This is a genomic window from uncultured Lutibacter sp. (assembly GCF_947495725.1).
GTDB lineage: Bacteria > Bacteroidota > Bacteroidia > Flavobacteriales > Flavobacteriaceae > Lutibacter.
The window spans coordinates 199,570-214,462 of record NZ_CANLZZ010000003.1; the positions used below are offsets into that span (position 1 = coordinate 199,570).

General features: G+C 27.9%; 11 protein-coding genes. 4 read left to right on the forward strand and 7 right to left on the reverse strand.

Annotation, left to right across the window (positions count from 1 at the left end):
- Positions 1 to 125: 125 nt before the first annotated feature.
- The gene (locus Q0776_RS07860; protein ID WP_298366769.1) at positions 126 to 1,010 is read left to right on the forward strand and encodes an AraC family transcriptional regulator; all 885 of its coding nucleotides are present in this window, start codon (positions 126 to 128) and stop codon (positions 1,008 to 1,010) included.
- Between the two features lie 149 nt (positions 1,011 to 1,159).
- On the opposite strand, the gene Q0776_RS07865 is transcribed toward Q0776_RS07860, so the two are convergent.
- The gene (locus Q0776_RS07865; RefSeq protein ID WP_298366771.1) at positions 1,160 to 1,663 is read right to left on the reverse strand and encodes a TolC family protein; all 504 of its coding nucleotides are present in this window, start codon (positions 1,661 to 1,663) and stop codon (positions 1,160 to 1,162) included.
- A 295-nt stretch (positions 1,664 to 1,958) separates the two neighbouring features.
- On the opposite strand from Q0776_RS07865, the gene Q0776_RS07870 reads away from it, so the two are divergent.
- Positions 1,959 to 2,927 carry a TIM barrel protein gene (locus Q0776_RS07870; RefSeq protein ID WP_298366773.1) on the forward strand — a complete coding sequence of 323 codons (969 nt, stop codon included), beginning with the start codon at positions 1,959 to 1,961 and terminating at the stop codon, positions 2,925 to 2,927.
- A gap of 104 nt (positions 2,928 to 3,031) precedes the next feature.
- Here Q0776_RS07870 and Q0776_RS07875 read toward each other — a convergent pair whose 3' ends face one another.
- The 5 genes from Q0776_RS07875 to Q0776_RS07895 all read right to left on the reverse strand — a co-directional run bounded on the left by Q0776_RS07875 (position 3,032) and on the right by Q0776_RS07895 (position 10,721).
- Positions 3,032 to 4,453: a hypothetical protein gene (locus Q0776_RS07875; RefSeq protein ID WP_298366775.1), complete on the reverse strand. Its 1,422-nt coding sequence runs from the start codon at positions 4,451 to 4,453 to the stop codon at positions 3,032 to 3,034.
- Between the two features lie 156 nt (positions 4,454 to 4,609).
- Positions 4,610 to 5,824, reverse strand: coding sequence for a toll/interleukin-1 receptor domain-containing protein (locus Q0776_RS07880; RefSeq protein ID WP_298366777.1), 1,215 nt, complete (start codon positions 5,822 to 5,824; stop codon positions 4,610 to 4,612).
- 93 nt (positions 5,825 to 5,917) lie between these two features.
- Positions 5,918 to 8,137 (reverse strand): caspase family protein, encoded by a 2,220-nt coding sequence (locus Q0776_RS07885; protein WP_298366780.1) that lies wholly within the window; start codon positions 8,135 to 8,137, stop codon positions 5,918 to 5,920.
- 5 nt (positions 8,138 to 8,142) lie between these two features.
- Positions 8,143 to 8,706 (reverse strand): hypothetical protein, encoded by a 564-nt coding sequence (locus Q0776_RS07890; RefSeq protein WP_298366782.1) that lies wholly within the window; start codon positions 8,704 to 8,706, stop codon positions 8,143 to 8,145.
- A 26-nt stretch (positions 8,707 to 8,732) separates the two neighbouring features.
- On the reverse strand, positions 8,733 to 10,721 hold the full coding sequence (locus Q0776_RS07895; protein ID WP_298366783.1) for a hypothetical protein: 1,989 nt from the start codon (positions 10,719 to 10,721) through the stop codon (positions 8,733 to 8,735).
- A gap of 109 nt (positions 10,722 to 10,830) precedes the next feature.
- Between Q0776_RS07895 and Q0776_RS07900 the strand changes: the two genes are divergently transcribed.
- Entirely contained in the window at positions 10,831 to 11,115 is a 285-nt protein-coding gene (locus Q0776_RS07900; protein WP_298366784.1) for a hypothetical protein, read from the forward strand.
- A gap of 260 nt (positions 11,116 to 11,375) precedes the next feature.
- On the opposite strand, the gene Q0776_RS07905 is transcribed toward Q0776_RS07900, so the two are convergent.
- Positions 11,376 to 13,712, reverse strand: a complete 2,337-nt coding sequence (locus Q0776_RS07905) for a hypothetical protein (RefSeq protein WP_298366786.1) — start codon at positions 13,710 to 13,712, stop codon at positions 11,376 to 11,378.
- 301 nt (positions 13,713 to 14,013) lie between these two features.
- Here Q0776_RS07905 and Q0776_RS07910 point away from each other — a divergent pair, with 301 nt between their 5' ends.
- On the forward strand, positions 14,014 to 14,889 hold the full coding sequence (locus Q0776_RS07910; RefSeq protein ID WP_298366788.1) for a universal stress protein: 876 nt from the start codon (positions 14,014 to 14,016) through the stop codon (positions 14,887 to 14,889).
- Positions 14,890 to 14,893: the final 4 nt, after the last annotated feature.

Below are 14,893 nucleotides of genomic sequence, written 5' to 3' on the forward strand. Positions count from 1 at the left end.
ACAGGAAACATCAAGTAATTTGTTTGTACAAAAAATGGGTATTTATGTATTTTTAAAGGTTTTTAGCAGGTCCATTGATTTAAATAATAATATTTTACATAAATTTGTATAAAAAACAGATAGATATGGAAGTTTTAGAAGCATATAAACCTTTTGAAATACAAGAATTGGAATTATCAAAATGGATACCCAGAGCTGTTAAAAACAATTTTTTTGAATTGGTTTTAGTAAAACAAGGCAGCGGAACTCAATGTATTAATTACAATGATTATAAATATAGTTCGGGTAGTATGTTTTTACTTCCACCTTTAAAATGTCATAAGTTTGATATTGAAACGCCTTCAAAATTTGTGTTTTTAAAATTTACCGATTCATTTTTTAAGGGGAACAACAGAGTATCAATTGATAGAGACGAGTGGTTTAAAGAAGCTGCTTATATTCTTTCTAATTACAATCAGTTACCAGGAGATATTATTAAAAGTGAAGTCGATAGACAATACTTGGAAAGTCTGATTAACATGATTTTACAAGAATCTAGAAACTATAGTAAAGAGTCCATTTCTCTAATAAGAAGTTTAATGACCAGTATTTTAGAAATATTGATTAGAAATATTAAAAAAGGAGATATTTATGAAGTCGCAGAAAATAATACTGATGATAGGATAACTAAAATGCTAACCTATATTAATGAGCATATTGATCAAACAAACTTGCTTAAGGTCGAAAATTTAGCTGAAGTATTTTTAATGTCTCCAACTTATGTTAGTGAGTTTTTTAAGAAACAAGTTAGAATGCCATTAAGAGAATATATTATAAAGGCAAAGTTGAAACTTGTTGAAATTCGTTTATTAAATTCTGATTATAATTTAAGTGAAATAGCTGATGATTTGGGCTTTACAGATGTTAGCCACCTTTCAAGAACATTTAAAAAGTATGTTGGTGTTTCTATTCGTGAGTTTAAAAATAATGGTGAGTACATGCTTTTAAAACGTAGTGTTTGTGCTAGCTAGATAAATTATTAAAACATTCCATTTCACACACATTATGCTTCCCTCCTACGTCGTCGCATAAAAAGTGTTCCATTAACATTGAAGAAGAAACTTTTGAGAATAAATTTTTTTAAGAAACTGAAGTAACAACTTTCGCTTTTAAGCAAAGCTCAAGTTACATAACGCAGAACATTATAATACATTTTATATTGTTGGTTTAGCCAGTGGCTGAAGCAATAATTAAGAATGATGGCGCGCTGGAGAATTTGATACATATAGTTTTTAATATGTATAAGCATCTCGTTACTATTTAAAAATCCAAACTTGGAATCATAAATCATTCTAGTTTTAACATCGCGTTTAAATCCAACATTTGTACTATTAATTTGGTCCGTTACATAATCACTAGTAATTGGATCGATAGTGTTTCCGCTTGAAAAACTTTGAGAAGCGCTACCAAATAAATTTGGCAACCTGGACGATTTAGCTTTATTATAATCTACTTCTAAAATGCTTTTATTTAATGCCGCATCTTTTATTGTAATATTATTTTCTAAAGCATAATTAATACAATCTTCTAAAGACCAAACTTCTGGATATGAATTACTTAAAGATCCTTGTGCAAAGGAAATTTGAATAATTAATAAATTTACTATAATAAGATAATATTTCATTTTTTTTGAGTGTTTTTAATTTAACACTTCAAAGGTGAAACTATCTGCATTTATAATAAAAGGTAATAGACGTTTTGGGATATTTACTATATAAAAAGTCCTTTTTAATAGATGAAAATTTTTGGCTTGAGTAGAATTATTATCAAAATTTCCTGTTATACTTAATAATTTATTACCATTAATTCTCAAACTTAATACCCTCCAGAATATTACTATATCAATTCTTAATTTCCAAATCCAATCAAAATCAACTATCTTTCATACTCTCTAAAATCATATAAAAATATTCTACAAAATGAGTAAGCATTCAACTATTTTTTCTAGAAGAGAGTTTTCTAAACTTTCTGCAATGGGACTTGCAGCTATTCCCTTAATGTCTTTTAAAAATGTATTAAATACAACAGAATCGTCATCACAAGATCAACTAAATGTTCATTTATTCTCAAAACATCTACAGTTTTTAGATTATAACGATATGTCTGCTGCTGCAGCTGAAATGGGTTTTAATGGTTTAGATTTAACAGTACGACCAAAAGGACATGTATTGCCTGAAAATGTAAAGGATGATTTACCAAAAGCCGTAGAAGCTATGAAAAAAAATGGTCTTGCCCCAAAAATGATGTCAACCAATGTTTGGGATGCTAAAAATATAGTACAAAAGACGGTTTTAGAAACGGCAAGCAAATTAGGTTTTACCAATTACCGTACAGATTGGTTAAAGTACCCTGAAGATACACCAATTACTGAAAGTCAAGCTTTATATGGAAAGCAATCACGAGATTTAGAAATTCTAAATGAAAAACTAAAACTTATTGGTGGGTATCAAAATAATTCAGGTAAAAATGTAGGCGCTCCTGTTTGGGATCTTCTTCCTATTTTAGAAGCAACAGAAGGAAAATATATGGGAAGTCAATATGATATTAGACATGCTGTAATTGAAGGTGGTGAATGTTGGGAACTTGGATTAAGACGCATTAAACCGTTTATTAATTCTATTGTAATAAAAGATGTTAAATGGGGAATTATAAATGGAAAATGGCAGCCAATAAATGTTCCTTTAGGTGAAGGTATGGTAGATTTTAATCGCTATTTTTCTTTACTAAAAAAATACAAAATTAACGTTCCTGTTTCTCTTCACGTTGAGTATGATTTAGGTGGTGCTGAAAAAGGAAATAAGAAAATAACTATTAATGAGAAAAAGGTTTTCAAAAGCATTAAAAAAGACTTAATGTTTATAAAAGAAGCTTGGAAAAATGCCGAATAGTATCTCTAAAGACAGAGCAATACTGCATAGTTATCCTCTCAATAAAAAATTTCCAAAGAATTTTGCAAAAATTAAGTTTACTAATAGTTATCTCTTTTTAAAAATCAACTTAACGCTTTATTCAATAAAATATCCATAATATATTGAGTTTCTTTATTGTTTTCTTTTTTTACTTCAAAAATAGTAGCAATTGGATTTTCTATTCCTATGTTTGGAGAACTCGTTTCTAAAGTTTCATATTTACGTTCAATAGTGCTTTTTATTAATGGAATAGTATTTTCATATCCTATAAAAAGAATTCGATTTAAAGCTGTTTTATTTAGCAATAGATTAACCTCAAATTCACAGCCTTTATTCTTTTCTGAAAACCCACGCAAATCCATTAAAACAACACTTGCTGTTTTAACCAAAGTATCTACAGTTAATTGCCAAGTATTATCGTAACAAGAAATTGGTGTTTCTTTAAAAGTTCCATCTAATTTAACCGGCTTTTTGTTTAATCTGTCTAATTCTTTTTGCAACGCATCTGAGTTTTTTACAAAATTACGTTTCATTCCTCTTACACTTGCTATTATAAATATAATGGCTCCAATTAACATTAGCGCAATAAAACCTCCAAATAGTTCATTTCCGTCCATATTATTTTCTAACTGCGTGTAAAATAAAAATACAATTATTATAAACACAGGAAAGGTTCGCTTAAAATTTCGTTTCCAGTAAACTTTATAAAATGATGGATCTGCAACTGTAAAGTAGGAACCAAAATGTTTCCAAAATTTGGCTAATTGAGAAAAAGTAAATAACGAAGTTTTTTTAATTAAAAATACTCGAAGTATTAATAGCATTATATTCGGTTGCTTTCTAGCTTTTTTATTTAAACGATAAACCATAAATATATGAAAGATAATTGCAAATAACATTGGCAATCCTTCGGAAAACAAACCAATACTTAAATCTAATAAACATTCAAATAAGGCAATTAGAAACAATGATAAAGAAATTAAAAACTTCCATTTAGATTGAAAAACAGCAAAAATAAATTTCCATAAAGGAGCAATTACATCAAATACCCCATTTTTATAGGCTGTAAATTGATGTCTGTAACCTATTTGCCCTAAGCTTGCCCATATTAAAAATAAAAGAACAAATAACCAAAATGACATAGCAATAGAATCTGTTAAAATAAAACTGTCCGAAAATGCAATTGCGCCAGCAATAGCATATACTGCTATAATTAAAAGATCTGTAGTATATTGAAATATCATCATTTTTTTAGCACGTTCTACCAACGTTTTACGATGAGTTGCAATTTCTGTAATATCTGATTCGGAATTAAAATGTTCAAAAGATAGTTTTTGGTTGTTTTTAATTTCATTAGCTGAGTTTTCAATATTAGAACTTTTGTCCACCTTAGATGATTTTGTCATCATCCATCTATTCATAAACCGAACAAGAATAAATCGAGAAAAATAAGCAATAATGGTTGCAACAATAATAATACCTAACCGATTTGTTAAATTGGACATAGGATCATTTTGTACTATTGTTAAGATTATGTTTTTATAAAACAGGAAAATCTTAATTAAATTTGAAGTAAACATAGCAAATGATTTTAGTTAGTGATAGTTAATTGTTATATAATCAATGTTTTAAATAGAAAAACTTATTTTAAAAATTGAGTGTTAAAATGAAACCTGAATCCAATATGAAGTTCCACTTTGTAAAACTTGTTTCACTTTAAAAAATTCATCTTTTTTAGATGTATGAACATTAATACCAAATTTTGGTGTACCATATGGTCCTTTATGAATATTTCGAGCTGTTTTGGCAACTATTAAATCCCCTACTTTTGGAATTACAACACTTTCATTCTCGAAAATGGTGAAATATAGTTCGCCATTTGAAGAAGAAAATTGCACAAACCCATTAGAAACAAAAAAATTATCTAAATTTCCAAGAGCTTCTTTATAAAAAATTCCTTCTTTTTTATAATCCTTGATGTAATTTAAATAATCGGTTACTGTATTTCTTTTTACAACTCTTTCCCATTCTTTTTCTTCATCTGCAACATTTTGTAAAACGCTTATTAAACCATTTATTTCATCCACATGTTCACATTCAGAATAGTTTGCTAAATGATTTTGAAAATCTTCAATACTAATTCCTTCTTTAATTTTATCCCAATCTTCAACATCAGAAACAACTTCTTCTTCTGTTATAGCAGTTTCTTCTGGTGTAATAGCGGTCTCTTCAATAATAATAGTAGGTTCTTCAATTGAATTAGCAGTTTCTATTGGTGTATCTTTTACAATTTCTTCTGAATTATTTTCAATAATAAAATACGCAACAACAGCAGCAAGTATTACTCCCGAAATATATTTTAGTAGGCGCAATCTTTTTGACTTATTACCAAATTCTTTTGCAACACCTGGCCTTTCAATTTTTTCAGAAATTTTATCATTCAATTCTGGAGCCTCTTTTTTTAAAATTGGTTTTTTTTCTACAATATCATTATCCGAATTTAAACTTAAAGCTCTCAGAAGTAACGCCATACTCCTTTCTTCTTCTAAGTGAAAATCTAAATGCTGAATTCGTCTTAGTCTAAATGGTACATTGCATTCTTCAATTTTAATTGGAATAACACGCTTATTTTCTTCTAAAGCGTAAGAAATTTCATCCATTACGTTGTTAGATTCAACAGAGTTTTTAGATAAAATAAGTAAAACATCCTGACAAGTTTGTAAAGCGGATTCTATAGAATCATCCCAAAGACCACCAGGTTTTATTTGCTTATCAAGCCATAAATTGGCTCCGGCATCCCGTAAACTCTTAATAAATTTTGTTACAAAAGCTGAGTCTTTCCGAGAATAACTAATAAAAATAGTATTCGTAGACATATTAAATAATTTTAGTTAGCAATAGTAGTTAATTATCTAACAACCAATATAGTAAAATTTATCCAGACTATTTTAAATGTTTTTTTTCCTGGATTACACTAAAAAACTTTCATGTAAAAACTTGATAAAATCATCATTAGGATTGTCAGTATTCATTAAACATGTATATGCTTTATAAGCATTTGTATGCATCGATATTTTCTCTCTTATTCCTGACATTTCAGCTGCTTTAGTATAATACTCTTTTGAAACATCTAGGTTATCTAAATACAAATTGGCTTCAGCAATTGTTGCGTACTTCCATAAATTATTTCTACAAGCATTTGCTGCTTCTAAAGCCTGATTTGCATATTTTAGCATTTCTGTTTCATTTCCATTTACAACAATACTTAAAAAAGCGAGATTTATGGCTTGGTAATAAACTTGATTTAAATTGTTTGTTTTAATACCAATTTCCAAGCCTTTATTGTAATAATTAAAAGCTCGATCACCATCTTCCTTTAAATAATTTAATAGATATGAACGCTTATATCTTCCCCCAATAATCCCCAACAGATCTCCATTTTCCTTTGCTAATGGGTGATTTGTTAATATTTCTAGGGCCTCTTCCTTTCTATCCATTCCTTCTAAACTAAATATAAGTTGTCTTAAACCATTTATATCTAATGAATTAGAAATTGGTAATAATTTTTTAACAACTACATCATATTTACCCAGTGCTATATTTATTTCTTCCTTATTTGTATATTTATTATAAAAATCATTATTTGTTAAAGTGTTTATAATTAACGCATAACAATCGTTATTTTCATCTGTTGGTTTAACCATAGATAAATGATTTCCAGATATGGTTTCGCAATAATCTTGTGAAAATGATCCAAAACTTGAAGCAATATTTACATATTCATCATCTGTTGCTGCTGCAACTTTTAATTTAAATGGATACTTATTTTTAAACAGAGTATCCCATTCATTTCTTAATGAAACTATAAAATTTCCAGTACTACTTAATTCTTGGTATTTATTATTCCATAATTTGGTTAATTGTGAAGCTTCTATACCAAAGTTAGGCGTTCCCAATAAAATTAAATGTGAAATTTTGCTTCTAAAATCTTCACTTAAATTAATAATAACTTTTTGAGCAATTAAACCACCTAAGCTATGTGAAACAATTGCAATTCGGTCGTATTTCTCAAATTTATGTTTAAAAGAAGTAACTAAATAATTTGAAATTTTATCAATATCTGTTATTGCTCCCCAAATATCTTTACCAAATTCTGGATTTACATAAGGTGAATAACCTAATGGTTTCATATCCCAACCATTCATTCTTTCATCCTTCATCAATAATTCAGGTATAATACCAAAAGTTTCGGCTGCTTCACCTGAAAAACCATGAACAAAAAGTAATAAATTATTAGATCCTTCTGTTTCTCTATAAGATGTAACAACTTCTTTTAATTCTTTACTATCAACTTTTTCTGGTTTATTAATTGTATCGAAAGAAAACTTATCTCTAATTTCTTTAGGAACATAACTAAGTGTAAAATTATCGTACAATTGAAGGTTTACATAAGGATTTTGCTGAATGCCCAATTGTTTTGCTATTCGAGGAACTTCCGTTTGAACATAGCCTGAAACATCATAAATTCTAATAAAAGGTTCTTCAAAATGAGATTTATATTTACCTTTAATTGCATTAACCAAACACTTAGTAAAAATACTATTTTCTCCTTTTGGTTGATATGATAATTGATCTTCTCTACAAGATGATATTATAGAAACTCCTCTTTCATTATCTATTCTTTGCCCTAAACCATCTGCTACATCATCGTTATCTATAGTTATCCCTGATTTGCTTTCAACTTTATTATCATCATTAAAAAAAACATTTTTTGTCATACCCGCAGCATGACAACAATCTAAAAAGAAAATAAGTCGTTTAGATTTTAATCCATTTAATTTATCCTTTAACTCCTTAGCACTTACCCAAGTTTTAGGCGCCATATCTGCTGTACCTATCATACCATAAGGTTGAATATGGTATTGACCTAGGCCGTAACCTCCGTGACCTGTGTAATATAAAAACACAGAAGAATCTTCATTGGTCATTTCTTGTAGTTTATCAAATGCATCTAAAATTCCCTTTCTGGTAGACTCTTTTCCTTTTACAAAAATAATATTGTCGGGATTGTAACACGCCAAATTTTCATCAATTAATAAGTCATAAACAGCCTTGGCATCTATTAAAGTATCTAATTTAACATCCTCTACACCTATTATAAGTGCATATGCATTGCTTAATTTTGTCATAACTATTACTTTTTAAGGTTATTAAATAAAAGAAGTACTTTATTTACTTGTGCTTGGCTAATTGATTTATCGCTTGCCGCGGTTAAATCAATTAAAGTTTTAAATAATTTTGCTTTTTGTACAGTAATAGCATTTACCATTAACAATTCATTTATAAGATTACTACCTGATTTATTGATTGTAGTAATATTATTTTCTTGTGATTTTATAAAAATTAGATGGTTTATAGAATCTCTAATATTAAGTATTTGCTGGTATGGAGTTTTAGGAATTTCAGGTTCTATTTTTTCATCAATTTGAATACCTGATTTTGCAATTAAAGGATCTTCTGAAGCTGGTAAAAAATCTTCAATTGCATTGTCTATTTGTTGATCAAATTTTAATGAAATACCTGTTGAAGTTGCATCAATTCCACTTAATTTTTCCATTATATTTGAAAAATGCTTTCTAAAAACAATAAATATAATTAGTATGGTAATGGGCCAAATTAGATGTTCAATTACTTTACTTATAAAATCTAAATTGGTTAAAACCTTGCTTATTTCTTGCGAAGAATCTTGAATAGCCATTTTTTATAATTTAGTTAGTTAGTTTGTTAATGCCAAAAAGTTAGTATCTCTTCAAATTTTTCATCTTCAAAATATGAAATGAATAATGGATCGTTTAAATATGTAGTTGGGGTATACAAATTTCCTTGAGAAACTGCTTTTAATAAATGTTTTACTACTTCATCTTTTTCGCCCGTAACTGCAAAATACTGGGCTATCGCATATTCTATATTACCGTAATTATAAGCTGAAGGTAATTGTTTAAGCTTCTCTATTATTAGCTCAGATTCAGTTACTTTACCTAGTTTAAAATTACAACTTGCTAGTTTCGATAAAATATTTACATTGTCAGGTTTTTTAATAAGTTCTTGTTGAAACATATTAGCAGCGTTGCTATAATCTTCAGTAAAAAAGTAAGCTAATGCCAAGTTTCCATCTTCATTATTTTCTTTGCAACTTTCAATAAGCTTATTAAAATAGTTGTTCGCTTTTTCTTTTAAATTTAGTAATAAATATTCTTTTCCAATGTGTAAATATAAATTTTGAATATCTTTTGTGGAAATTGAAAACTCAATGTTTGAAATAAATTCTTCAACTTTTTTATCGTTTCTAGAACGAATATATGCCGTTAACAAAGTTCTTTTTAACTTCACTTTATCAATTTTATCATTAATATCAATCAACAATTCTATGGCAGTATTATAATTACCCAATTCAATTTCGGATAAAGCTTTTACATAAATTCTGTATTCGCAATATGTACAATTTTCAACATCCATTCCTTTCATAGAAATTTCTTCAAAAATAGGATTGATATCTTCTGGTTTATTAACAAATTGAAGAGCTATTGTCATAAAACTGGAGTTTGATAACAAGTCAAAAGGAGTTATATCATATTCTTTTTTGGAGCAGCTATAAACTTTATTGTTATTTCCTTTTAACAGTGCCTCATACATATTAAGTAAATTCAGTTGCCTATTATTTGTATATGATGTTGGTGTAATTAATTTCCTTAAAGAATCGGATTTTTTAAAATCTCCAACATTATAATAATAAGCTACTTTTAATACTTTTGGTTCAAAATAATCTTCATCGGCCTCTATCGATTTGTTTAGAAGTTCTATATACAAATTAGAATTAGAAATATTTTCTTTTGCATCTATTAAATATTTAAAAGCTTCATATTTAGGTGGTGATTCTACTTGTAAATTCGAATTTTCACTGTTTTCAGAAATTAGAAAGCCTAATATAAGTTGCGTTAATTTCTCTATACATTCAAGTGGGGATTCTGAATCACATTCAACTAGTTTAAACGAAATTAGTTGGATATTTTTAGCTCCGTCAGTTATGGATCCTTGAAATAATAACTTTTCATTTTTTAAATAAAAATTACCCGAAATTAATTTACCAGCACTAAAATATTCCTTAATTATTCGTTCATTATCAAGCGGTTTTAGATTTGTAGAAGTGTTTATTAAACCTACATAATCATCAACAATTTCAGGTGAAATTACTTGACCAACATTGTTTTCCGTAATTCTATGAATTACCCAATCTGCGGTCATTTTACTAACAATATCATATTTTTTATCGCCAGTATTATTTCCAAATTTTAAAACAGCAATTTTATCATTAGTTTCAATGTTTTGAACTACTTTTTTATCATTAAAATTATTATTTATAATTAGAGAAGCTATTAAAAGAGAGATAATGGAAACTATTAACAATATTAAAAAATACATTTTTTGAAAAGGACTATTTCTCAATGCTTTTTTAACCAAATTACCATCTTCATTCAAAGTCATTTCTTTATAATCTAAATGTCTCAAATGAAATTTCCACACCAAAAAACCACTAATAGGAAATCCAATTAAAGCAAGGATAAGAAAAAAAGATACGGATTTATGAGGCAATCCTAATGGCTCCCAAATTACCGCTATAACTTGAAGAAGCACCCAACAAGATACTATATAAATAGATAGTTTTTTAAAAACTTCTTTATCGTGACATTCCCTTATAAATTTTTTAAAATTCATATATTTTAATCATATATATACATTAAACACTTAATATCAATGTCTTATTCTTAGGAAAAGTAATTAATTTTTATTAATATAGTATAATATTAATTAAAAAAATTATGATATGTCTAACAAGGATAAACGAAAAACCGCCCCTAAAACTGGCATAGAAATTAAGCCAAAAACAGGAATAATTATTGAGCCTAAGACTGGAATTGCAATTGAACCCAAAACTGGAATTACTATAGAGCCAAAAACGGGAATTGCAATTGAACCTAAGACTGGAATAACTATAGAACCCAAAACCGGTATTACAATTGAACCTAAGACAGGAATAACTATAGAACCCAAAACCGGCATTACAATTGAACCTAAGACGGGTAAAGTTATTAAACCAAAGGAAAAATAATTATTTTTAAACTTTAATTACTTATAAAAAACAGTTTGTTTCTAAACTGTTTTTAACTATATAGTGTACAAATTAATAAGTTAAGAAAACTTAAAAATTTGTACATATGTTCTACTATTATTTTAATCGCATTTTAAAAAGGGGAACTTCCACTTATGGTTATGGCAACAATGTTATAGCAAAAATGTTCAGTTATTACTTTTTATAAATTTTAAAATTAAAGGTTGTTTGCAATCAAATTTCAAATTAATTAAAAAAAGTTATTTTGTTATTTCAAGTAATAAAACTCCATGAACATCAAGTTCAAATTCTGAATCTAATGGTTGTTCAGTAAGCATATTTGTGCATTTAACGCTATCACCATTTCTCATAGCAACCTTTAGTTGAGCTTTATTTTTACCTAAATTAATAATTGTCATAATATAACCACCTTTGTTGTTTGATGCAATTCTCCAATTACACCCTTTATTTTTTAAACCATTTGACTCTGATAAAACAACTTCCGGTAAATTATCTTTTATTAAATCTAAAGCAAACATTTTTAAATCGTTATAATTTGTAGTGTTTAAAGTATGTAAATGCCCTTTACTTTTTACAAGTTTTTTAGAACGTTTTTGCCCATATTCGTTCATTGAAAGACTGTTATTATTATCAACTATTACAGTTCCTCCGTTATTTAAATAGTTTTGTAATGTTTCAAATTCCGAATCGGTTACGTATTCTGTTTTGTAAACAAGTACGGCCTCCCAATTTTTAGCATCCTGCTTTTTAATAATTCTTTCTGTAGCATAACCAACCGGAAAGCCTTCAAAAAATAAGGATTCATACAAATCATATTGTTGCGTCATATGATGCTCTTTGTTAATTGCAGATGTTTCAGAATGAAATAATCTTAACGGTTTTCTTTGACGACGTAACGCCATAATTTCTTCTGAAAAGCTATTTAAATCCATCATTACCTGAGTTAACTCGTTGGCTACTTGAGGCTGCATATTAACCGATGCAGCAAATGATTTTGCAAGCGCCACATCTTTAGAATAAACACTATTTTCAAATCTAGCTTCAGGAGAACCATCTGGATCTCTTGCCCAAAACCAAGATAAACCAGCATCCATACCGTGTAATGTTGCTAACCAAAAGTTGTTTCTAACATATTCTGGAGAAGTATCTAGCTTTCGCCAAGCAACACTTGAAAGGAAATGAGTTTCGGAATTAACGTGTATTTTTTCAGGTGCAATTGATTCCATAAAATCATATGAAACACAAAGTTCTTGCCAGTGATATGAGTAATATTTTTCCCAAAATTCAAACTTATCATATCGAATATCTCTTTCTCTTGTTTTTGCATCATCACCTATCATAGTTGTTAGCTCAGTCAATGCTTCAATATCAATTCCGTGAGAGCGTTCATCATCAGAAAAAAAGTGTGGTTGCAATTTAATATGTGTGTCACCTTCAGGATTTGTTTTATGCAACTCTGTTTGCAAAAAAGTAAACCACTCTACTACTCTATCCATATTAAATCGGTCCCAATCGTATCTTAAAGGTGTTCCTTTTGTATGTTTTTCAAGAGGAAAAGTGAAAGTAACATCGTTAAAAGTGCTAAAGTTTGTATTCCAGTTTTTATTTAATTCAGTAATGTTATTTTTATATTTTTTTCTTAGCCAATTGTTAAATTTGTTTAAGGTATATGACGAGAGATCATTCATTTCTCCACGTTTAAATGCCCAATTACCTTTTTCGGAAAACCAATGTGGTTCATTTGCTAAAATGTAACCTAATTGTACAGATTTCCTTCCTTTTGTTATAGATCCTGTTTTCTGTAAAATGTCGCTCCAAACATCACGCATTAAGGGATTATCAATATCAAAACCAATAAAAGTACATATTCCTTTAGTAACCTCAGGCTCTTGTTTTTTAACCCATTTAGGGACATTTGTATTCCAAAGTAAGCTATAACCAACCTTTTTGTCTGGATGATTCTTAATTTTATCTAATGTCCAGGGTACAAATGTGCGATCTTCATTTAACAATTGAGGCGTAAATCCACCAATATGATCAATATTTCCTAAATGATCGTTATAAATTCTACTATCTGAAGTTGGGTTTCCCATTGATTTTGAAAAGTAATCATATAAAAACACAGGTTTTCCATTACTTGTAAACTGATCATTTTCAAGTTTTATATTTTCCCAATCTACTTTTGATACAGGTCTCCTTACTATGGTACCATTCATAACTAAAGTCAAATCATTTATTCCTTTATCTAAAATTTCAATAACTTTTTGTCGCTCAAAAATAGGAAGGTTCTTAGCCATTGCTGCCTTATCACCTTTTAAAGGTTTAAATTTTTCTAACGAATTTTGAATAAAAGGAATGTTATTTTCATCCCATTTAGCAATTTTTAAAAACTCTTTTGAAAACCATACAACTGTTATTTCTCTAGTTACATCAAAACCTTTTTTTTGAGCTTTAGACATTAAATTTTCTAACTCTGTAATTTTTTTCTTAGCTGTTTTATTTAAATCTTGAGCATTAACAGAAAAGTTCTGAATAAGTAATAATAGTAAAAACGCTAGTGTGCAATATTTCTTCATTATTTTAATTATAAAAATTAGCTTTTTTATTAGCCAGTTTTCTTCTTTTTTAATTAGTATCAAATATATAAACTTTAAGTTTTTTAATTCGGTTTCAACATTAATATATATAAAATATTTCTAGCTTTCATTTTTATTAATTTTTAAAAAGTATTATTGAAATTTAGCAGTATTGATTAGTTTATTTAATGACTTTAATCAATTATTCGAACCTATAAATAACAACATATATGACCATAATCATTTAAATGCTTTAGTTGTATTTATAACTTTGAAGTAGAATTCAAATAAATATAGTACTATGAAAAAAATGCTATTTGCCATCGATTATTCTAAAAATTCTACTACCGCACTCAAATACGCATATTCAATAAATAAAAAAATGAATACCCATCTTGTTGTTGTTCATGTTTTTGGCTATCCAACAGCATTAGGTACCGATAGTCACGACCATTTTCCTAACCTTGACAAAGACACATTTAAACAACAATATTCAAAACTTAAAGCTTTTTGCTATAATCAATTAGGAGAAGATTTAAATAAAATGAATATAAGTTTAGATGTTATTGAAAATTTATCAGTAGTTAATGGAATTGTAAATAAAGCTGATCAAATGAAAGCTTTTATGATTGTATTAGGAATGAAAGGTCAAAGCGCAATAAAAGATTTACTAATAGGAAATACAACAAGAAATTTAATTGATAAAGCTAATTGTTTGGTTTTAGCAATTCCAGAACGCGCTTACTTTAATGAAATTAAAACCATTGTTTATGCATCTGATTTTGAAGCGGATAAAGACATAGAAGTTATTAAAAAAATAACTGGTTTTGCAAACGCTTTTGATGCTAAAATAGAAGTAGTAAATATAGCCGACAAAAAAGAATTTGATTCTGAAATAAAAATGGAATTGTTTAAAAATAAGCTAAAGGAAAAGATTAACTATAAAAACATAGGTTTTAATATACTCCATTCTAAAAATATATTTGAAACACTTAGGGTATATTTAGGTGATGTTAATGCAGATGTTGTTGTGATGCTTGAAAGAGAAGATAAAGGACTTTTTAAAAGTTTATTCCATAAAGATTTAGTAAAAAAAATGGAAATTTATGGCAATATTCCTATGATTAGTTTTAATGAAAATAATTTTGGTTTATTCCATTTTTTAAAAATTAGTTAAAAAA